This is a genomic window from Desulfonauticus sp., assembly GCF_055126295.1.
The window spans coordinates 12,315-32,634 of the sequence record NZ_JBSRHE010000019.1; the positions used below are offsets into that span (position 1 = coordinate 12,315).

Here is a 20,320-nt window from a genome sequence, read left to right on the forward strand (position 1 = left end):
AGTCAAGTCTCAATTTAAAGATTGTTTAATTTTTTCTCCCAGAGATAGGCAGTTCTAACTATCTCTTCAATATCATCCCACTCAGGTTGCCAGTGCATGTTGGTTTTGATTTTAGTGGGGTCAGCTACTAAGATGGCAGGGTCTCCTGGCCTTCTGGCACTTTCTACTACTTTAAAATTTTTACCGCTTACTTTTTTTACCGTATCTACTATTTCCCTTACGCTATAGCCATGACCATAGCCACAATTATAAATGCCAGCTTGCCTGGTGGTTTGCAGGTGTTCTAAGGCCAGGACATGTACTTTGGCCAGGTCCATTACATGGATATAATCCCTAACTCCAGTGCCATCAGGCGTGGGATAGTCTGTACCGTAAATTTCCAGTTTATCTCTTAGGCCCAGGGCAGTTTGACAGGCCACTTTGATTAAGTGAGTGGCCCTGGGTGTACATTGCCCCAGTCTACCCTGAGGGTCTGCTCCAGCAACATTAAAGTAGCGCAGGATAATGTATTTAAACTGCTTATGGGCAAAGGCCGTGTCTTCAATTACCCACTCACTCATGACCTTGCTGCGACCATAGGGATTGATGGGATTTACAGGAGTTGTTTCTGGTACAGGTATTTGCTCAGGTAAGCCGTATACTGCAGCAGTGGATGAAAAGATAAAGTTGCTTACTTCAAATTTTAAGGCTGTGTGGATGAGCCTGGTGGTGTTTACGGTGTTGTTCAAATAGTATTTTAAAGGGTTTTCTACAGATTCAGGCACCACAATGCTGGCTGCAAAGTGAATAATGCCTGTAAATTTTTCTTTTTTAAAAAGGGCTTCCAGTTTTAGTTGGTCCTCTAAGTCTCCCACTACCAGTTTGGCTGGTGGCAGGACTGCCTCTTTCTTGCCAGTGGAAAGATTGTCGTATACCACCACTTCATAGCCTGATTCCAAAAGAGTGAGTACAGTATGGGAGCCAATATAACCAGCTCCTCCTGTGACCAGGATTTTTCCTTTCATCTTTACTCCCAGAGCTTTAAGTTGATTTTTTATAAGGGAAAAATATTTGAAAGTCCAAATTTTCTTGAGTAGTTAATTGCCTGGTTTAAATAAAAAGAAAGAAGAGGAGAGCAAATGGATAAATTTACTTTAATAAAGAGTTTTGAGTTAAAAGAAAAAGATTGTAAAATTAACTACTTTTTACACCAAAAGACCAAGGCCAGGGTTTTATCTATTCAAATTGATGATCCCAATAAAGTCTTTGGGATTAGTTTTAAAACCCCTCCTAATAATAATACAGGACTTCCCCATATTTTAGAACATTCTGTGCTTTGTGGTTCTAAAAAGTATCCAGTAAAAGAGCCTTTTGTGGAGCTACTTAAAAGCTCTTTGCAGACCTTTTTGAATGCCATGACCTATCCAGATAAAACCTGTTATCCTGTGGCCAGTACCAATTTAAGGGACTTTTACAACCTGGTAGATGTTTACCTGGATGCAGTATTTTTCCCCTTGTTACACCCTTTTACCTTTGCTCAAGAGGGCTGGCATTATGAATTAAGCTCTTTAGAAGAGGAGTTAAAAATTAAAGGGGTGGTTTATAATGAAATGAAAGGAGCTTATTCCTCACCTGACAATCTTTTAGCTGAATATTCCCAGCAAAGTTTATTTCCTGATACCCCTTATTGTTTTGATGCAGGGGGAAAGCCAGAGGAAATTGTAAAGCTCACCTATGAGGATTTCCTGGCCTTTCATAAACAATACTATCATCCTTCCAATGCCTGGATTTATTTTTATGGTGATGACCCGGAAGCAGAAAGGCTCAGGCTTCTGGAAAACTACCTGGAGCAATTTTCCTGGCAACAGGTCCTGGCTTCTGTTCCCGGACAAAAACCTAAAAAAATGTTGCAAGAAATAGTTGTGCCCTATGGAGTTAGCTCTGAGGAAGAAAAGGGTTCTTTTACTTTAAACTGGTTGCTTGCAGAAACCAAAGATGTGGAAACCAATCTGGCCTTTAGAATCCTGGAAGAGATGCTAATTGGCCTTCCCAGTTCTCCCCTTCGTAAAAAACTTATTGAATCCGGTTTGGGAGAGGGACTGGCTGGTATAGGTCTGGAAACAGAGCTCAGGCAAATGTATTTTTCCCTGGGCTTAAAGGGGATCAAACTGCAAGACATTTCCAAAGCAGAAGCAATTATCTCCAGTACCCTAGAAGAGCTGGCTACAGGTATTGATAAAAAACTTAAGGAAGCTGCCTTTAATAGTGTAGAATTTAGTTTAAGGGAAAACAACACAGGAAGCTATCCCCAGGGGCTTTCCTTGATGTTGAGGACTTTAAGCATCTGGCTTTACAGTGAGGATTTTGAGAAAATACTGGATCTGGACCCAGTGTTTTCTAGCTTGAGGAAGAAATTGGAGGGCAATTTTTGGGAAAGTTTAATTGCCAGATACTTCTTACAAAATGAACATCGCACCAAAGTGGTTTTAAAGCCTCAAAAGGGTTTACTAGAGCAAAAGGAACAGGAAACCAGGGCTAACCTAAGGCAATTAAAGGAAAGTTTTTCTAAGGATAAGTTAACGGAAATAGTTAAAACTACTCAGGAACTTTTAGCTTTTCAGCAGCGGGCAGACAGCCCGGAAGATTTGGCTAAAATTCCCAGGTTAAAAAAAGAGGACTTATCCGAGGAAATCGAATCCATAGAGGTAAAGAGAAGAGATAGGCAGGGTATTCCCTTTTTTGTCCACCCCTTGGGTAGAGAGGAGATTGTCTATCTAGATCTGGGGTTTAACCTGCAGGGGCTCAGTCAAGAAGAGCTCTTACTTGTTCCTACTTTGGGTCGCCTCTTGCTGGAAATGGGTACCAGGAAAAGGGATTATGTGGACTTAAATAATGAACTTTACACGCATACAGGAGGAATTCACCCTGAGATTGTGGTGGAAGAAGAATTGTCCACTAAAAATCCACTGGCTTATTTATTTTTCCGTTCCAAGGTCCTTACTTCTAAACTGGAGCACTTACTTGATTTGCTAGAAGAGATTTTTACCCAGTTTAATTTTGTGAGCCCGAAAAGACTGGAGGAAATTTTACTGGAAGAAAAATCTTCTTTGGAAAGAAGGATTATTCCTGCTGGCCATTTATTTGTCTTAAAAAGGCTTAAAAGTAAGTTTTCTTTAAAAGGAAAATTAGAAGATTTGCTGGAAGGGATAGAGTACTTTAAAGCTTTAAAAGATATTACTGGACAGTTGAAAAAGAATAAAGACGCCTTATTGGCGAGATATGAGTCGTTAGCTAAAAAAATCCTAACTGGCTCTAGATTGGTCGTAAATATTACTTTACCCAGAAATAGGGAAAACCTAGTTTCCAGGGTGGAAGACTTTGTCTCTTCTTTTCCAGTTTTAGAAGGGAAAGGTAGAGGAGATTTTAAAGAGCTTTTGGGAGAAACCAGAAGCGAAGGCTTTATAGTCCCGGCAGAGGTAAATTATTTGGGTTTGGGCGTAAAACTGGAAGAGGACTACCTGGGCGGGGATTTTCTGGTTTTTAGCAAGTTTTTGCGAGCCAATTACCTCTGGAACAAGATTAGAGTGGAAGGTGGAGCTTATGGAGCCTTTGCCCTGGCAGATGTGTTTTCCGGAACCCTTTATTTCGTGTCCTATAGGGATCCCAACGACCTAAGGACCCTGCAAGTTTATGAAAGCCTTTTACAGGACAAGCAGTTTCTTTTGCCTGCAGAAGAGCTGGAAAAGCTGGTCGTGGCTGCCATTGGAGAGCTGGAGAAACACAAACTTCCTGATGCCAAGGGTTTTGAATCCATGTTGTATAACTTGAAAGGACTAAATGAAGAAAAAAGGCAACTTCTAAAAAAAGAAGTATTAGCAACCAACCTTGAAACTCTTCAGAAGTGGGCCCGGCAATTAAAAAATATAAAACAAAAAGAAGTAGTGGGATTGGGTAAGGAAGAAAGTCTAAAGGCACTTAAAGAGCAGGCTCTTATACAGGATTTAAGCCAGTTGTTGTAAAAAAAATAGCCCTCCTGGAGTTTATCCTTTCTCAGGAGGGCTGTTAGGCTTAAAGCCGGTCATAGATGTTGTTTTTTAACCAGTTGGCATCAAACCACTCCACAGGATTTACAGGCACTCCAGAGATAAGTACTGCAAAGTGCAGGTGATCTCCGCCAGCTAGTCCTGTATCGCCAGTACGTCCTATTATTTGACCTTTTTGCACCTTTTCTCCTGGCTTGACCTTGATTTCACTTAAGTGGGCATAGAGAGTTTGTAGGCCCAGTCCATGGTCCAAAATCACCACCTGGCCGTAAATACCCAGTTCCTGGGCAAAAACTACCACTCCCTTATTGGCAGCTGGTACCTTGGCCCTGGCAATAGAAGCCAGGTCTAAACCCAGATGGGTCTGTTTATCTACTTGTTTTCCTTCAAAATAGTAGGTCCTTTCTTCCGCAAAAGAGGCCCTTCTGGCTGCATTGGGAAGACGGAGAAAAGAACCCTCAAGCATTGGAGTAGTTAAAGTCTGTTGTCCAATTTTTCTTAGTTCTACTCTGTTTTCTTGGCGTAAGCTTTGGTTGACCTTAAGAAAAAGTTGTAAGGGGTCGGTTTCTTGAGGAAAGTATTTTTGAAAATAGGGCATTTTTCTTTTTAAAAAAGATAGAGGCAAGTTTATTTTATCTTTAGGAAATCTCCTGGCATTTACATGGTAGTAAAAGCCTGTTTGGGCTATATTACCGGCAAGGTCCTGGGCAATTAGCTCGGGAACTGTGTCTGTATTTAGGTCATAGGGCCAGGCAAAAAGGCAATAATAGTTATCTTTAAATTGATAGGCAGGGAAAAAGTAGTTTCCTATTTGAACCCCTGTTTTTTGTACGGGTTCATTTAGTTTAAAGACAATTAATCCACTTCCCCCTTGATTGAGATAGTGAGTCCTGGAAAGTAAAGAGATAAGCGGTGGATTGGGGTCATAGGTGAAAGTTTGTTTAAAGGAAGCCAGATTGCCTTTACCCAGGTTGCGCAGGGAATAGTCTCTAACCAGAATGTGCAAGGTAAACTCTCCTGCCTTTAACTTGGGAGGTAGATTAAAGTGCCAGGAAAATTCTTTTTCCCGGTTTAATTGCTTTTTTAGTAAGGGCAGCTTGTTGTTTTGCTGGAAAAGAAAAATTTCCACTTCTTTTAAACCCTGTTTTTGGTCTTTTACTTCTACCTTAAACCCTTCCCCAGCTTTCACCAGAGTGGTCTTGGGAGAAAGGGTTATCTGGGGTACTTCGCCTTCAAAAAAAGTAAGGTAGCAAAATCCTATCACTCCCAGGGACAGAATAGTAATTAGAATAAGTAGAGGTTTTTTAAATTTTTTCATAGGAACTCCTTTTTTTTAAAATAGTAAGCAAGAGATAATTTTTTGACAACCTTTAAGGTGAACATCTTTTTTCTTAAAAGTAATAAAAAGTAAAACGATTAAAATAGTTTTATTCGTCTAAAAAATTTTTGTTGCTACTTATTCAAATTTTTGATTAAAGTAAAAGAAAATAATGTAAATTTTAAATGGTTGGGTAGTTGTCAGCCAAAAACCAGAGGAGGAGGGTATGAGTTTAAAAAGACGTGATTTTGTCAAGCTCTGTGCTGGTACAATGGCTGGCCTTGGAATTTCTCAGTTGTTTCATCCTGGTCTGTTAAAGGCCATGGAAGGGGCAGCTAAAAATACTCCAGTAATTTGGATCCAGGGTCAGGGTTGTACAGGATGTTCTGTTTCTTTGCTCAACACTGTTCATCCCAGTATCAAGGAAGTGTTGTTAAAGATTATCAGCCTGGAATATCATCCAACAGTCATGGCTTCTGAGGGCGAGCTTGCTTTGGAGCACATGTTTGAGATTGCTGAGCAGTACAAGGGTAAATTTTTCCTGGCTGTAGAAGGTGCTATCCCCAAGGCTGCCAATGGCATGTACTGTATTGTGGGTGAGATGGAAGGCAAGGAATTGACCATGCTAGAGCTTGTTACCCAGTTGGGTAAAAAAGCTGCAGCAACTGTGGCCCTGGGAGCCTGTGCTTGCTATAATGCAGGTATTCCTGGTGCAGAAGGCAACCTTACTGAGGCCAGCTCGGTAAAGGCTATTTTTGAGGAAGAAGGCATTGCCACTCCTGTGGTCAATGTGCCTGGTTGTCCTCCTCATCCAGATTGGATGGTAGGTACAATTGCGCATGTGCTTCTTTATGGAGTTCCAGAGTTAGACGACAATGGTCGTCCCAAACTCTTTTATGGCCTTAATATTCATGAAAATTGTCCTTATCGTGGCTACTATGAAAGTGGTACTATGTCTCCTGTATTTACTAAAAAAGAAGGCTGTCGCTATGAGCTTGGTTGTAAAGGGCCTGTAGCTAATGCTGATTGTTGGAAGAGGAAATGGAATAATGGCGTTAATTGGTGTGTAGAAAATGCAGTATGTATTGGCTGTGTAGAACCTGGTTTTCCAGATGATATGTCTCCATTTTATGAAGCCATGTAAGGACAGGGAGGTAAATTATGGCAGGATGTAAACCAAAACAAGGGCCAGCAGCAGCTATGGCCCCTGGGAAAAAGATAAAAGTAGCTGTCGATCCTGTAACCAGGATTGAAGGGCACTTAAAGGTAGAGGTAGAGGTTAAGGACGGAAAGGTAGTAGATGCCCATTGTTCTGGCGGCATGTTTCGTGGTTTTGAAAATATTTTAAAGGGCAGAGATCCTAGAGATGCTTCTCAATTAGTACAGAGAATTTGTGGTGTGTGTCCTACTGCCCATGCTACTGCCTCTGTTAGAGCTTTAGATGATGCTTTTAATGTAAAACTGACTACCAATGGACGTATTGTTAGAAACTTAATTTTTGGAGCTAACTATCTTCAATCTCATATTTTACACTTTTATCACTTAGCTGCTTTGGATTATGTAAAGGGCCCAGATGTAGCTCCCTTTATCCCTCGCTATCAAAACCCTGATATCAGGGTAGATGCCAAGACCAATGCTGTGGGCGTTGACCAGTACTTGAAGGCTTTGGAAATTAGAAGAATCTGCCACGAGATGGTAGCCCTGTTTGGCGGTAAAATGCCTCATGTACAGGGATTGGTAGTAGGTGGTACTACAGAAATACCCACAGCTGATAAGATTGTGGGCTTTTTGTGGAGATTTAAGAAGGTTAAAGAATTTATTGAAAATGAATATCTACCTTTGGTTTATGCCCTTGGTAGTGTATATCCAGATCTTTTGGAAACTGGCTCTGGCTGGAAGAACTGTATTTCCTATGGTGTATTCCCCTTAAACGACGAAGAAACTGAATTCTTGCTCAAGCCAGGCGTCTTTACTGATGGTAAGGACTATCCTTTAGATCCTGCAAAGATTAAAGAATATGTTCGCTATTCCTGGTTCCATGATGCTGATACTGGCTTGCATCCAAGTGAGGGTAGAACCAATCCCAAACCTGGCAAAGAAGGTGCTTATTCCTTTGTTAAAGCTCCTCGCTATAATGATAAGCCCCATGAAGCTGGTCCTCTGGCCAGAATGTGGATTACCAACCCAGAACTTAGCCCAGTAGCTCAAAAGGCTGGCTTTAAGAGAATGAGAGACCTGGGCGATAAGGCCTTCTCCATTTTAGGCCGCCACATTGCCAGGGCTGAAGAGGCTTATCGAGTGGCTATGGCTGTGGAAAAGTGGCTGATGGAAGTAAAGCCTGGGGCTGAAACCTATGTAAAGGTAGATGTACCAGAAGAAGGCGAAGGCATGGGCCTTACCGAAGCTCCTCGTGGTAGCTTGCTCCACTACATCAAGATTAAAGATTCTGTTATTGACAATTATCAAGTAGTGGCTGCGACCATCTGGAATGCTTCTCCTCGTGATGACATGGGACAAAGAGGCCCCATTGAGCAGGCTTTAATTGGCGTACCTGTGCCTGATCCCAAAAATCCAGTAAATGTTGGGCGCTTGATTCGCGCCTTTGACCCGTGACTGGGTTGCGCCGTGCACGTTGTGCACGCAGAGACTGGCGAAAAGCATGTGGTAAAAGTAGACTAGCCAGTTGGTGTCTTTTAATTTGACCATTAGCAGAAGGGCCGATATACTCGGCCCTTCTTTATTTTTAAGCCTGAGAAGATAGGTGTTACAATGAAAAAACTTTTGGTTTTGGGAATTGGCAATATTTTACTTAAAGATGAGGGAATTGGCGTTTTTGCTGTGCAGGAGTTGCAAAAGGAAAAGTGGCCTTCAGAGGTGGACTTTTTAGATGGAGGCACCTTTACCCAGGATTTATTCTATCTTTTTGAAAACTATGCCCATATCCTGGTTCTGGATTGTGTCAAAGGTGGACAAGAACCAGGCACCATTTATCGCCTGTGCAAGGAAGATTTGCTTGAAAATAAAGACCAGGCCATATCTTTACACGATATCGACCTTTTGGATTCCTTAAAAATGGTGGAAATGCTGGGTAAAAATCCAGAGTTGACCATCTTGGGCGTGGAGCCCTATAAGCTGGAATGGCACCTGGGGTTAAGTGAAGAAATACAAGCTGTTTTCCCCAAGTTTTTAGAAGTGGTGCGAAAGGAAATAGAGAAGATTTTAAGTGCGTTAAAGGGATAAAGAAGGAGAGCTTAGGTGAAACAAAAGGCAGTACTATCTGTATTGGGCCAGGACAAGCCAGGTATTGTGGCTACAGTAAGTGGCCTTTTAGCTAAATTAAATTGTAATATCGAAGAACTAACTCAAACCATACTGCAAAGTGAATTTGCAGCTATTTTTATTTTTTCTTTTACAGATAAGTGGGAAGAGTTGTGTGAAACAATAAAAAAGGAACTAGAGGCTAAGGATTTAACCGTAAAATTAAAAATTTTAGCTTCTGATTTTTCCTGGACTGAAGAAAAAACAGAGCCTTTTGTAATTACTGCTATTGGAGAAGATAAGGTAGGACAAATTGCAGCCATTAGCAAAATTATAGCCGATTATAATTGCAACATTTTTAATATAAAAGCCAGTTATAAAAGTCCTCTTTATCCAGATAAAATAGTAATGTTTTATGAAGTAGAGGTGCCTGAGAATGTGGATTTATCTGTTTTAAAGAAATCTTTGCAGATTATTGGCGAAGAGTTAAATTTAGAAATCACCATGCAACATAAAAATATTTTTGAAAATATCCACAGGATATAAAGGGGTTTTTATGTTTTCTGAAAAAGAAGTCCTTTCCACCTTTGAAATGGTCAAAAATGAACACTTAGATGTGCGTACCATTACTTTGGGTATATCCATTTTTGATTGCAGCAGCGATAGCTTGCTTTCTTTTCAGGAGAAACTAACCAGAAAAATTGTGGGTTATGCTGCCAGACTGGTACAGGTATGTGATAAAATTGGAGATAAATATGGAGTACCAGTGGTGAATAAGCGTATAGCCATAAGTCCTGTGGCTGTAGCTGGAGCAGGTTTTAAGACCCAAGAGATGGTAAAGATTGCCAAGACCCTGGATAAAATTGCCAGGGAAGTGGATATAGATTTTATTGGTGGATTTTCGGCCTTAATTGAAAAGGGTATGACTCAAGGAGACAAGGCCTTAATTGAGGCTATTCCTGAGGCCTTGAGCAGTACAGAAAGAGTGTGTGCTTCAGTGAATGCTGCTTCTTCTAAGGCTGGCATTAACATGGACGGGGTATATCTTTTGGCCCGGATTATCAAAGAAGCTGCTGAGAAAAGTAAAGATAAAGATGGGCTTGCCTGTGCCAAGATGTGTGTTTTTGCCAATATTCCCCAGGATGTTCCTTTTATGGCTGGAGCTTACCTGGGAATAGGAGAGCCTGAAGCAGTAATCAATGTAGGCGTAAGCGGTCCTGGAGTGGTGAAAAAGGCCATAGACAGGGCTTTAGAAGCCAATCCCCAAGCTGACTTGGGCTTTTTAGCTGAGGTTATTAAAAAGACTGCCTTTAAGGTTACCCGGGTGGGTGAACTTATAGGCAGGGAAGTGGCCAAAGAGTTGGGCGTAAAGTTTGGTATCTTGGATTTGTCTTTGGCTCCCACTCCCAATGTGGGAGATAGTGTAGGGGAAATTTTTCAATCCCTGGGTTTAAAATCCATAGGCATGCCCGGAAGTACAGCCCTTCTGGCCATGTTAAATGACGCAGTAAAAAAAGGCGGTTCCTTTGCCAGCTCTTATGTTGGGGGATTAAGTGGGGCCTTTATTCCTGTGAGTGAAGACTTAAACATCAATCAGGCAGTAACCAGAGGTTATCTTTCTTTAGCCAAGCTGGAGGCCATGACTGCAGTATGCTCTGTGGGGCTGGATATGGTGGCCATTCCTGGAGATACCTCAGTGGAAACCCTGGCCGCCATCATAGCTGACGAACTTGCCATTGGGGTTATCAATCGTAAAACCACTGCCACCAGAATAATCCCTGTGCCAGGTAAAAAGGCTGGAGAAAAGGCCTATTTTGGAGGTTTGCTAGGGGAAGCCACTATTATTGAAGTGCTGGATCAGGGCAGTAAGGACTTTATCCTAAAAGGCGGTTTAATCCCTGCTCCTATTCAGAGCTTGACCAACTAGTTAACCTGACTGCTTTTAAGCTATTTTTGAGAACTATCCTAAAATAGAGGCTGAAATCTTTACTTGAGCTGGGAGTAATTTTTTTTAGAACCTGGTTTAATAAACTTGGAAACTTCCTGTAAGTTGAAAACCTTTTTAAGTTTTTATCTGCTACCATAATCCTCTATTTTTCTCTATCTAAATAATATATTATTTCAACTGGTTAGAACTATATTGTGTGTTTTTTTGTGTTAAAAGAATATTGGATTATTCTTTTTAAATAAAAAATGTATTTTTTAAATAATTTTGTTAGCATTTTTGTAAAAAAGAATATTTGATTGACTTTTTAGCAAAATTTGGTTTAGTCTAATTAAAATGTTGGAAAAAGTTTTTTATAAAACCTATTTGCTCAAATTTTTACTCCTGGACCGCATTTTAAGTGGGGAAGAGTATTTGCTGCTGGCAGAGGAAGTGGCTGCCAATTTTCAGGTAAATTTAAACACGGCCAAAAAGGTCTTACAGGAGCTAAAAGAAGAGGGTTATATTAAAACCAAGAAAAGAGTGGGCAGTAAGGTTTTGCCAGAGATTTATGAAAGGAAGTTTGCCGGGTTTCAGCAGTTAAAAGAAGAAGTGGAAGCTTTGTGGAATAAATACAATTTGCAAGGGTTTTTAGATGAAGAAATTTTAGCCTCTGTTGTGAGTTTGCTTAGAGACAAGAGGAGTGCGCAGGAAAAGGCTATTTTGTTTGTGGATAGAAATAGTGATGAACTCTGGTTGGGCAAGATGGAATTAGAGGAACATCTGGGTAAAAAGGTAAAGGCCCTTTTATTAAAAGACGCTTTAAATTTTTTGAAGCACCAGGATAAAGATAAGAGCTTAATAATTACCACTTATTATTGCCTTCCTCAATTGCAAAAGCAAAATATTGACTCTTTTCCCTTAAAAGTTACTCCCAGAATAGAAGAAATACTGGATTTTAGTTTGTTTTCCAGAGATGCAAGGATAGTTATTATTTGTTTTTCTGAGCAAAGAAAATTAAGGCTTAAATCCAGATATAAAGAATTGGCACAAAGTTATAAGAATTTAACCTTTATTTCCCTAGAAGAAATTTTAGAAAGTAAAAATTGTTTAAAGGCAGACTTAATTTGTTGCCCTAAAGTGATTTTTAATAAGTTTAAGCATGTTTTTATTCATATGCAAAACCTATATCTTTATTCCAGGTTTTATGATCAAGAAGGGTTAAGCCTTTTGAAAAAGATGGTTTAGAGGAGGATAGATGATTATTATTGGTGTGGATACAGGTGGTACCTTTACTGATTTTATTTATAGAGAGGGAAAGGAATGGAAAGTGTATAAAACCCTTTCTACTCCTGCTAACCCTGCTCAAGCTGTTTTAGATGGAATTGAAGTTATTGCCGGTAAAAAGAGGGTAAATATTACCCATGGCTCTACAGTGGCTACCAATGCCCTTTTAGAAAGAAAGGGAGCTACCACTGCTCTTATTACCAATCGTGGATTTGAAGATATTATTGAAATTGGCAGGCAAAATAGAAAGTCCTTATATAACTTGCAATATAAAAAAGAACCTCCTTTGGTAGTAAGAGACAATAGACTGGGTATAAAAGGCAGGATTGATTTTACTGGAAGTATTTTGGAAGAACTGGATGAAGCAGAAGTGGAGGAAGTAATTGAGACTTTACAGCAAACAGATGTGGAGTCTGTGGCAGTTTGTCTTTTATTTTCTTTTAAAAATAATTTGCATGAAAGGATTTTAGGCGAGAAATTAGAAAAATCAGGCTTTTTTTACTCCCTTTCTTCAGAGGTATTGTCTGAATTTAGAGAATACGAGCGCTTATCTACCACTGTAATCAATGCCTATGTGTCTCCCAAGATGTCCAGGTATCTTAGTTTTATTGAAGAAAATCTGGGCGAGTCCAAGCTCAGGATTATGCAATCCAATGGCGGAAGTATCTCTGCTGGAACTGCGCGAAGAGAATCAGTGCGTACCATATTGTCTGGACCTGCAGGTGGGGCTGTAGGGGCCTATGAACTGGGAAGGCTGGCTGGTTTTGAGAGGTTGATTACCTTTGACATGGGAGGGACTTCCACTGATGTCTGTTTGATTGATGGTAAATTGCCCTTGACCATGGAAGCTGAAATAACAGGCCTTCCTTTAAAGACACCCATGATTGATATTCATACGGTAGGAGCAGGTGGTGGCTCTATTGCCCACTTAGATGTGGGTGGTTCTTTGCGCGTTGGACCAGAGAGTGCTGGAGCAGACCCTGGCCCCATTTGTTATGGCAAGGGAGAAAGGATTACCGTGACAGATGCCAATTTGTTTTTGGGCAGGCTCATTCCAGAGAAGTTTTTAGGCGGCAATATGACTCTGGCCAGGAAGCGCCTGACACCTTTTTTTGAAGCTATGGCCAAAGAGTGTGGCTTAACTCCTGTAGAACTGGCAGAAGGTATTTTAAGCGTGGCCAATGCCAATATGGAAAGAGCTATTCGGGTTATTTCTGTGGAAAGGGGTTACAATCCTTCAGAGTTTACTCTCTTTTCCTTTGGTGGTGGCGGAGGAATGCACGCAGTTTTTCTGGCTAAACTCTTGAATATTCCCAGGGTGCTGGTTCCCAAGCATCCAGGCATTTTATCTGCTGTAGGCATGCTGTTAGCTGATGTGCTTAAGGACTATTCTCAAACCATTATGTTTTGCCAGGAAAGTTTTGCCTTAAAGGATTTTGAACCCTATTTTCAGGAACTGGAAGAAAGGGCTGTTATTGATCTTTTAGAAGAGGGAATAGCTAGAGAAGACATCTTTTTGGAGCGTTATGTGGACATGCGCTATAAGGGACAATCCTATGAAATAATGGTACCTTTTAAAGAAGGATTTGTAGAGGAATTTCATAGATTACATGAAAAAAACTATGGTTATGCCAGTCCAGATAAACTTATAGAAGTGGTGAATGTAAGGTTAAGGGGCAGGGGAAAGTTGCCCAAACCAGAGTTTAAGCAAAAGGAAAAGGTAGGAACCTCTGTGGATGCCAGGGCCATTTATGCTAAACAGGAAGTAATTTTTAACGGCCTGCCTGTATCTACTTATGTCTATGAGCGAGATAAATTGTTACCTGGCAATAAGTTGTTGGGACCAGCAATTATTGTAGAATACTCTTCTACTATTGTCGTCCCTCCAGATTGTGAAGTAGAAGTGGATGAATATGAAAATTTGCTAATTTTGGTTAAATGAGGTGTAAGATGCAGCTAAATCCCATATTGTTAGAGGTTTTTAAAAATAGATTTGTTTCTATTGCAGAAGAAATGGGGGTTACTTTAAATAGAACCGCCTTTAGCCCCAATATAAAGGAGCGTAGAGACTTTTCCTGTGCTATCTTCAATGCCCAGGGCGAAATGATAGCCCAAGCTGCTCATATTCCGGTGCATTTGGGCTCCATGCCTCTTAGTGTAAAAAGTGCTATGGAGAGTGAGCAATTTGCTGAAGGAGACATGGTTATTTTAAATGATCCCTTTAAGGGTGGTACGCACTTACCTGATATTACCATTCTGGCTCCTGTTTTTTTAACCCCAGAAAGCAAAGTTCCTGACTTTTATGTGGCCAACAGGGCTCACCATGCTGATGTGGGGGGGATGTCCTCTGGCTCCATGCCCCTTTCCACCTCTATTTATCAGGAAGGAGTTATTATTCCACCTCTAAAGATTGTGGAAGGAGGAAAGGTAGATCAAAAACTGCTTAAGTTTATTTTAAATAATGTCAGGACTCCTATAGAGAGGGAAGGAGATTTTTCAGCTCAAATTATGGCCAATTTGATTGGAGTGAAGAGAATCAAAGAAGTTGTAGCTAAATATGGAATAGAAGTGGTTAAAAAATATTGTAATGGGCTTTTAGATTATTCAGAGAAGATTTTACGCGATATAATTAAAAACATTGATGATGGTGAATATGTTTTTGAAGATTATCTGGATGATGATGGTATAGATAGAGAAGATATAAAAATAAAGGTAAAATTAAAAATAAAGGGTGATGAAGCCATAGTTGATTTTAGTGAAAGTGATAAACAGGTAAAGGGAAGTGTAAATGCTGTTTATTCCATAACCTTGTCTGCGGTTTTATATGTTTTTAGGTCTCTTATTGAAGATGACATCCCTACCAATGCTGGATTGCTTAGGCCTTTAAAGGTCCTTACGCAAAAGGGAAGTGTGGTAGATGCCATTTTTCCATCTGCAGTGGCAGGAGGAAATGTGGAAACCTCCCAGAGGATAGTAGATGTGCTTCTGGGCGCCTTAGCTAAGGTCTTGCCTGAAAAGATTCCTGCAGCCAGCCAGGGCACCATGAACAATGTGTCCATTGGAGGCATAGATGAGCGTACAGGCCTGCCCTTTGCCTATTATGAAACCATAGGTGGTGGTATGGGAGCTTGCAGCAGACAATATGGAGAAAGTGCAGTTCATTCCCACATGACCAATACCTTAAATACGCCCATAGAAGCCCTGGAATTTAGCTATCCCTTTTTGGTGACAGAGTATTCTATTCGTAAAAATTCTGGGGGAGAGGGTAAGTTTAAGGGCGGAGATGGAATTGTGCGGGAAATCAAGTTGCTTTCTAGGGCAGAAGTGAGTGTGCTTTCTGAAAGGAGGAAAAGAGGTCCTTATGGACTTGCCGGTGGAGAGCCAGGTAAACCTGGCCAGAACATGGTTATAAGAGAGGGAAAAGCAGAAAAAATGCCAGCTAAGTTTAATTGTATTTTAGAAAAAGGCTGTATCCTTCGCATTGAGACTCCGGGTGGTGGAGGATATGGAAAATTATAATTAAAAAAAGAGGAGGAGAGGATGAAGATGCACAGAATTGTGGGTATTTTGGCTTTGGTTATGGCCTTTAGTTTGAGTGCCTGGGCTGAAGTGATGAAGCTGGATTGTAATGCCATTTATGGGCCAACCAGTTTTCACACTCAAGGGGCTATGGAATTTGCCAGGTTAGTAGAAAAGTATTCTGAAGGCAGCGTGCTTATCACGGTACATCCAGGGGGCAGCCTGGGCTTTAAGGGGCCAGAATTACTTAAGGCAGTAAAAGACGGTCAGGTGCCTTTAAGTGATATTTTAATGGGAGTGGTTGCAGGCAGTGAGAGTGTTTTTGGAGTTAGCTCTTTGCCTCGTCTGGTAAAAAATTATGTGGAAGCTAGAAGTCTCTATGAAGAACTGAAACCCTATTATGAAAAGGCAGCTTTAAAGTGGAATCAAAAGTTTTTATATGCAGCCCCCTGGCCACCCAGTGGATTGGTAACCAAAAACAGGATTAATTCAGTGGAAGACTTTAAAGGCCTTAAAACCAGGACCTATGATAAAAATGGTGCTCAATTTTTAAGAGAATTGGGAGCTAGCCCTGTGTCCATGCCCTGGGGAGAGGTCTATTCTTCTCTCAGGACCGGGGTAATTGATTCTGTGCTTACCAGTGCTGAGTCCAGCAAAAATGGTAGTTTCTGGGAAGTGTTAAATTACTTTATGGATATTAACTATGCCTTTCCTTTAAATATGCTGACCATGAACCTGGACTACTGGAAGGCCTTAACCCCTAAACAACAGGAGGCTATTTTAAAGGCAGCTAAAGAAATGGAAGAAAAGCAATGGCAAAATTCTCAACAAAGAACAGAAGAAGCTTTAAAAATAATTCAAGCTAAAGGAATGCAAGTATATACTGCCAGTCCAGAAGTGGAAGCAGCCATGCAAAAGGCTGCCAGCAAGATTGTAGAAGATTTTCTAAAGGAAATGCCAGGTAAGGTAAAAGAAATTATAACAAAATACGCTAAATAAAACCAGGGGGAGGATTTCCCCCTCTTTTTTAAATTATGAAGAAAATTTTAAATATTATAGAAAAGATAAGTAAAGCAGGTAGTTATTTGGCTTGTTTGTTTATGCTTTTGATTGTAGGTTTAATTTCTTTAGAAATTTTTCTTAGAACCTTTTTTAAAAAATCCACCCTAATAGCTGATGAATATAGTGCTTACTTTATGGTGGCCTGTGTATTTTTAGGTCTTGCCTATACGTTGGGACAGGAAAAACACATAAAAATTACTCTTATCACTTCTAGAATAAAAAATAAATTTTATAAATTGTGCCTGGATTTGTTTTCCTTACTTATTGCTTTTTTAGTCAGTGTTTTTTCTCTTTATTATTCTTATCTTATGGTTAAAGAAACCTATCTTTTAGATATGCGAGCTGATTCTATTGCTGAAACCAGTCTCTGGATTCCAGAGCTTAGTGTGCCTATAGGATTTTTATTGTTAAGTCTTCAGATGTTAACCTTGATAATAAGGAGGATTAGAAAATTATAAGCGATCCCTTAATTCTTTCCCTGGTAATGTTTGGAATAATGTTTTTATTCCTTTTATCCGGGTTGTGGATAGGTTTTTCCTTACTTACCACAGGTATTTGTGGCCTTTTGCTTTATAAATTAAATCTTCCTCCCACTATTTCTATCTGGAGTAAAATAGGAAATCTTTTAGCCAACTCCGTATGGAATAGCATGAATTCCTGGTCACTTACAGCTTTGCCCCTTTTTATCCTTATGGGAGAGATTTTGTATCGGACGGCCATTTCTACCAAGTTGTTAAACGGGCTTTTACCCTGGTTTTCTAAAATTCCAGGTAAATTATTACATATAAATGTGGTGGCCTGTTCTTTGTTTGCAGCAGTTTCAGGCTCTAGCGCAGCAACTACAGCCACTGTGGGACAGATTACCTTGGATGAGCTTTCTAAAAGAGGGTATGACCGGGACCTGGCCTTAGGGTCTCTGGCTGGAGCTGGGACTCTGGGCTTTTTAATTCCTCCCAGTTTGATTATGATTATTTATGGAGTGCTTTCTGATACTTCCATTGGCAAACTTTTTATGGCTGGAGTAATTCCTGGGCTTATTCTGGCTGGTCTTTACTCCTTTTATATTATTTTTAGGGCCTTATTAAATCCAGACATTGTGCCTGCTCAGGATAGTGAAAGTTATTCCTGGGCTCAAAAGATAAAGAGTATCAAGGAATTGTTTCCTGTGCTGGCTTTAATTTTGGTCGTGCTTGGGGGGATTTATCTAGGCTTTACTACCCCAACAGAGGCTGCTGCCATTGGCGTGGTGGGTGCTTATGTCCTGGCCTTTGCCTTTAAAAATATGAGTTTAAAAATTTTCTGGGAAACCCTGACCAATTCAGTAATGACTACCTGCATGATTGCTTTTATTATTTGTGGGGCTGCCTTTTTATCCCAGGTAGTGGGTTTTACGGGCATAGCCAGGGCCCTTAGTGAGTATATTGTGGGACTTAAGCTTTCGCCTTATGTTTTGATTCTGGTTGTGGGGCTTATGTATCTGTTTTTGGGGATGCTTTTGGATGGTATATCCATTGTGGTGATGACCTTGCCCATTGTTTTGCCCATTATTGTAGCTGCTGGTTTTAAACCCCTGTGGTTTGGTATCTTTTTGGTGATTATGGTGGAGTTGTCTCAAATTACTCCTCCAGTTGGCTTTAGCCTTTTTGTGATTCAGGGAATAGCCAAAGAAGACATAAGCAGAATTTTGCGAGCTACTTTTCCTTTCTTTTGTATTATGCTTTTAATGGTAGTAGTTTTGGTCTTGTTTCCAGAGATTGTTTTTTATTTGCCCTCAAAGATGTAGAGTATAAAACTATTTTTCCAGGAGTCTACCGAGAATAAGGCCGTAAAAGATGTCTTCCTGATAGGAATAAATCCAGCCCAGGTGAGAGGTGCAGTGTTTGCATAGGCAAACTTGCCAGAAATAGGGGTAAAACCAGGAAAACTCCTGGGTAAAAGGCCCAACTCCCTGGCAACCAGGGGCCTTGGCAAAGCAACCGATTTCAAAGACCAGGCCCTGGGGATTGAAAAAGTGGTGCAAGTGCTTGCCCTGTACTTCTATTTTATCCTGAGCAGAGCAAATATAAGCCAGGCACCTGGCACAAAAGATTCCCTTTTGAGGTTGGGGCTTTTCTTCTAAACTCTCTTCTTGCTCAACCAGCCACTTGGTTTCTCTTTGAGTCTTACACCACCATTTAGGAGGAAAAGGTTTGAACCAGTTTTTTGAGCTTTTTAACATAAGCCTTTTTTAGTTGGGACAAATAATTGGGGTCAATAGGTTTTTTATAAGTTTGGGTGGTTTTTATATGCTTGACTGGATTCTATAAGGACAAAGGGTAAAGATATATTATCTTATGTGTCCATTTTTAGAAAGGATAGAGGAGTAAGGCGAAGTAAATTTATTTATTTTTTGGCTATTTACTGATTGTTGCCTAAAGACCCAGGACCTGTTCTAGGGAGTGAAGCGGGATAGGGGGTAGTTGCCCTGTTTGTTAACCTTTCTTTGTTTTAATGTCCCATGGGTTTAGTAAAACCACACCACTTTCTTCCATATCAGAGATGTTTCGTGTAACTACAACCATATTAAAAACCAGTGCTGTAGCTGCAATAAGCTCATCAATCGCTGGCATTGATTTGCCCCGAAGTTCAGCCCTGCCCTGAATTTGCCCCCAGGCCATAGCAACCTGTTCATTTATGGGTAAAATTCTACCATTAAAGCGTTCTCTAAGATCGTCTACTAACCAGAGATGCAATTCCTTTTTTCTTTTTTCATTTTTTAACTTTTCAATTCCTTTAGCTATTTCTCCTAAAGTAAGAACACTAATGTAAAGTTGACTTTCTTTTTGCTTTTTTAACCAGTTTAAAACCTTAACATTTGGTTTAGGCTTGATAACCTCTCCAAGTACACAAGTATCAATAAGATATTTCATAGGGTTATATCTCGTGGTTTATCTTTTTGACGTAAAGAGGAAAAATCTATTTTAGCTTTAGACAAAGGTGAATTTTGTAAAAAATCAATTAAATTATTCTCAGGGTGAACCATTTTTTTGTAATCTTCAAAGGACAAAATAACAACAGCCTCTTTTCCATGTTTAGTAACGACTTGAGGACCAAATTTTCTTGCTTTTTCTACTAGTTGGCTAAACTTATTTTTTGCTTCTTGTAGTTGCCAAGTTTGATTACCCATAAAAACCCCCTTTTCATCTAGTCTGTCTAGATTGTAAGGCGAATAAAAAAAAAGTCAATTAGATTTGTTTTTATTCAGGCTAGCTTCAAAGTTTATCTATCGTTATGGAGTCAACCTGAATAGAAGGAATAGGGACCAGGTGAAGAATTTTATTAAGACTTTCTGTTTTTTATGAGATAGAAAAGGTGATAAGCGGATACTGATGGACTATGTAATTTATTAATAATGAGTTAAAATGGGTAAAATTTAGATTTAAGCCATTTTTTTAAAAACTTGTCAAAGAGATTAAAATTTTCTATTTTTTGCCTAATTTTCTCAGGCAGGAGGGATGGGTTAAAGGGGATCAAATTATGAAGAGGATATTATTTAGGTATAGTAATATTTTTCTTCATGTTTACTTCTTTGGTTTTGGCTAAGGTAAATATAAATACAGCTAGGGAAGAAGAGTTAGCATCTTTACCACATATAGGAACAGTTAAGGCAAAAAATATTGTCAGTTATAGGGAAAGTCAGGGTAAATTTAGCTCAGTAGAAGACTTATTAAAGGTAAAGGGGATAGGACCTAAGATTTTGGAAAAGATTAGGGCAGATATTTGTGTGGGTAAGGATTGTAAATAGAAGCTATTTCCCTCCTGCCTGAGAAATAAAAATAAATGTAGAGGATTAACATGAAAAAACTACCCATAGGAATACAAACCTTTAGAAAAATTCGGGAAGAAGATTATGTTTATGTGGATAAAACAAAAGAGGCTTATGAGTTAGTT

19 protein-coding genes are annotated in these 20,320 nt (G+C 39.8%); 14 read left to right on the forward strand and 5 right to left on the reverse strand.

Annotated elements, in window-relative coordinates:
• Positions 1–14 precede the first annotated feature (14 nt).
• Positions 15–1,004 (reverse strand): UDP-glucose 4-epimerase GalE, encoded by a 990-nt coding sequence (gene galE / locus ACTCIM_RS10125; RefSeq protein ID WP_472315431.1) that lies wholly within the window; start codon positions 1,002–1,004, stop codon positions 15–17.
• 114 nt (positions 1,005–1,118) lie between these two features.
• Here galE and ACTCIM_RS10130 point away from each other — a divergent pair, with 114 nt between their 5' ends.
• Positions 1,119–3,998 (forward strand): insulinase family protein, encoded by a 2,880-nt coding sequence (locus tag ACTCIM_RS10130; protein WP_472315433.1) that lies wholly within the window; start codon positions 1,119–1,121, stop codon positions 3,996–3,998.
• Positions 3,999–4,047: 49 nt separating this feature from the next.
• Here ACTCIM_RS10130 and ACTCIM_RS10135 read toward each other — a convergent pair whose 3' ends face one another.
• Positions 4,048–5,340 (reverse strand): M23 family metallopeptidase, encoded by a 1,293-nt coding sequence (locus tag ACTCIM_RS10135; protein ID WP_472315435.1) that lies wholly within the window; start codon positions 5,338–5,340, stop codon positions 4,048–4,050.
• 226 nt (positions 5,341–5,566) lie between these two features.
• Here ACTCIM_RS10135 and hysB point away from each other — a divergent pair, with 226 nt between their 5' ends.
• The 11 genes from hysB to ACTCIM_RS10190 all read left to right on the forward strand — a co-directional run bounded on the left by hysB (position 5,567) and on the right by ACTCIM_RS10190 (position 18,173).
• Positions 5,567–6,484: a NiFeSe hydrogenase small subunit gene (gene hysB, locus ACTCIM_RS10140; protein ID WP_472315437.1), complete on the forward strand. Its 918-nt coding sequence runs from the start codon at positions 5,567–5,569 to the stop codon at positions 6,482–6,484.
• Positions 6,485–6,540: 56 nt separating this feature from the next.
• Positions 6,541–8,019, forward strand: a complete 1,479-nt coding sequence (gene hysA, locus ACTCIM_RS10145) for a NiFeSe hydrogenase large subunit HysA (protein WP_472315447.1) — start codon at positions 6,541–6,543, stop codon at positions 8,017–8,019.
• A gap of 90 nt (positions 8,020–8,109) precedes the next feature.
• Entirely contained in the window at positions 8,110–8,580 is a 471-nt protein-coding gene (hysD, locus tag ACTCIM_RS10150; RefSeq protein WP_464279112.1) for a NiFeSe hydrogenase maturation protease, read from the forward strand.
• A 15-nt stretch (positions 8,581–8,595) separates the two neighbouring features.
• Positions 8,596–9,144 (forward strand): glycine cleavage system transcriptional repressor, encoded by a 549-nt coding sequence (locus ACTCIM_RS10155; protein WP_029968796.1) that lies wholly within the window; start codon positions 8,596–8,598, stop codon positions 9,142–9,144.
• 10 nt (positions 9,145–9,154) lie between these two features.
• Entirely contained in the window at positions 9,155–10,525 is a 1,371-nt protein-coding gene (locus ACTCIM_RS10160; RefSeq protein ID WP_464279113.1) for a PFL family protein, read from the forward strand.
• Between the two features lie 354 nt (positions 10,526–10,879).
• Complete coding sequence (locus ACTCIM_RS10165; protein WP_029968800.1) at positions 10,880–11,770, forward strand: GntR family transcriptional regulator; 891 nt, start codon at positions 10,880–10,882, stop codon at positions 11,768–11,770.
• A gap of 10 nt (positions 11,771–11,780) precedes the next feature.
• A complete protein-coding gene (locus ACTCIM_RS10170) occupies positions 11,781–13,751 on the forward strand; it encodes a hydantoinase/oxoprolinase family protein (protein ID WP_464279114.1) in 1,971 nt (656 codons plus the stop codon).
• An 8-nt stretch (positions 13,752–13,759) separates the two neighbouring features.
• Positions 13,760–15,328 carry a hydantoinase B/oxoprolinase family protein gene (locus ACTCIM_RS10175; RefSeq protein ID WP_472315439.1) on the forward strand — a complete coding sequence of 523 codons (1,569 nt, stop codon included), beginning with the start codon at positions 13,760–13,762 and terminating at the stop codon, positions 15,326–15,328.
• 21 nt (positions 15,329–15,349) lie between these two features.
• Positions 15,350–16,327: a TRAP transporter substrate-binding protein gene (locus ACTCIM_RS10180; protein ID WP_472315441.1), complete on the forward strand. Its 978-nt coding sequence runs from the start codon at positions 15,350–15,352 to the stop codon at positions 16,325–16,327.
• Positions 16,328–16,362: 35 nt separating this feature from the next.
• Complete coding sequence (locus tag ACTCIM_RS10185; RefSeq protein ID WP_464279115.1) at positions 16,363–16,848, forward strand: TRAP transporter small permease subunit; 486 nt, start codon at positions 16,363–16,365, stop codon at positions 16,846–16,848.
• Positions 16,842–18,173: a TRAP transporter large permease subunit gene (locus ACTCIM_RS10190; RefSeq protein ID WP_029968818.1), complete on the forward strand. Its 1,332-nt coding sequence runs from the start codon at positions 16,842–16,844 to the stop codon at positions 18,171–18,173. Before ACTCIM_RS10185 ends, ACTCIM_RS10190 begins: the two co-directional genes overlap by 7 nt.
• A gap of 9 nt (positions 18,174–18,182) precedes the next feature.
• Here ACTCIM_RS10190 and ACTCIM_RS10195 read toward each other — a convergent pair whose 3' ends face one another.
• The 3 genes from ACTCIM_RS10195 to ACTCIM_RS10205 all read right to left on the reverse strand — a co-directional run bounded on the left by ACTCIM_RS10195 (position 18,183) and on the right by ACTCIM_RS10205 (position 19,556).
• Positions 18,183–18,608, reverse strand: coding sequence for a cereblon family protein (locus ACTCIM_RS10195; RefSeq protein WP_464279116.1), 426 nt, complete (start codon positions 18,606–18,608; stop codon positions 18,183–18,185).
• 253 nt (positions 18,609–18,861) lie between these two features.
• Positions 18,862–19,299: a PIN domain-containing protein gene (locus tag ACTCIM_RS10200; RefSeq protein ID WP_472315443.1), complete on the reverse strand. Its 438-nt coding sequence runs from the start codon at positions 19,297–19,299 to the stop codon at positions 18,862–18,864.
• A complete protein-coding gene (locus ACTCIM_RS10205; RefSeq protein WP_029968824.1) occupies positions 19,296–19,556 on the reverse strand; it encodes a type II toxin-antitoxin system Phd/YefM family antitoxin in 261 nt (86 codons plus the stop codon). Before ACTCIM_RS10205 ends, ACTCIM_RS10200 begins: the two co-directional genes overlap by 4 nt.
• 390 nt (positions 19,557–19,946) lie before the next feature.
• On the opposite strand from ACTCIM_RS10205, the gene ACTCIM_RS10210 reads away from it, so the two are divergent.
• Together ACTCIM_RS10210 and ACTCIM_RS10215 are read left to right on the forward strand one after the other, a co-directional pair.
• Positions 19,947–20,174, forward strand: a complete 228-nt coding sequence (locus ACTCIM_RS10210; protein WP_472315445.1) for a ComEA family DNA-binding protein — start codon at positions 19,947–19,949, stop codon at positions 20,172–20,174.
• Between the two features lie 50 nt (positions 20,175–20,224).
• Positions 20,225–20,320 (forward strand): AAA family ATPase (locus ACTCIM_RS10215; protein ID WP_472315449.1); only part of this gene is annotated, 96 nt, incomplete at its 3' end.

Bases quoted from the DNA above. Each gene is read 5' to 3' on its own strand.
- ACTCIM_RS10195 (WP_464279116.1), bottom strand. From the start codon at position 18,608: ATGTTAAAAAGCTCAAAAAACTGGTTCAAACCTTTTCCTCCTAAATGG.
- hysB (WP_472315437.1), top strand. From the start codon at position 5,567: ATGAGTTTAAAAAGACGTGATTTTGTCAAGCTCTGTGCTGGTACAATG.
- ACTCIM_RS10205 (WP_029968824.1), bottom strand. From the start codon at position 19,556: ATGGGTAATCAAACTTGGCAACTACAAGAAGCAAAAAATAAGTTTAGC.
- ACTCIM_RS10210 (WP_472315445.1), top strand. From the start codon at position 19,947: ATGTTTACTTCTTTGGTTTTGGCTAAGGTAAATATAAATACAGCTAGG.
- ACTCIM_RS10200 (WP_472315443.1), bottom strand. From the start codon at position 19,299: ATGAAATATCTTATTGATACTTGTGTACTTGGAGAGGTTATCAAGCCT.
- ACTCIM_RS10185 (WP_464279115.1), top strand. From the start codon at position 16,363: ATGAAGAAAATTTTAAATATTATAGAAAAGATAAGTAAAGCAGGTAGT.
- ACTCIM_RS10170 (WP_464279114.1), top strand. From the start codon at position 11,781: ATGATTATTATTGGTGTGGATACAGGTGGTACCTTTACTGATTTTATT.
- hysD (WP_464279112.1), top strand. From the start codon at position 8,110: ATGAAAAAACTTTTGGTTTTGGGAATTGGCAATATTTTACTTAAAGAT.
- ACTCIM_RS10180 (WP_472315441.1), top strand. From the start codon at position 15,350: ATGAAGATGCACAGAATTGTGGGTATTTTGGCTTTGGTTATGGCCTTT.
- ACTCIM_RS10165 (WP_029968800.1), top strand. From the start codon at position 10,880: ATGTTGGAAAAAGTTTTTTATAAAACCTATTTGCTCAAATTTTTACTC.
- galE (WP_472315431.1), bottom strand. From the start codon at position 1,004: ATGAAAGGAAAAATCCTGGTCACAGGAGGAGCTGGTTATATTGGCTCC.
- ACTCIM_RS10175 (WP_472315439.1), top strand. From the start codon at position 13,760: ATGCAGCTAAATCCCATATTGTTAGAGGTTTTTAAAAATAGATTTGTT.
- ACTCIM_RS10130 (WP_472315433.1), top strand. From the start codon at position 1,119: ATGGATAAATTTACTTTAATAAAGAGTTTTGAGTTAAAAGAAAAAGAT.
- ACTCIM_RS10160 (WP_464279113.1), top strand. From the start codon at position 9,155: ATGTTTTCTGAAAAAGAAGTCCTTTCCACCTTTGAAATGGTCAAAAAT.
- ACTCIM_RS10135 (WP_472315435.1), bottom strand. From the start codon at position 5,340: ATGAAAAAATTTAAAAAACCTCTACTTATTCTAATTACTATTCTGTCC.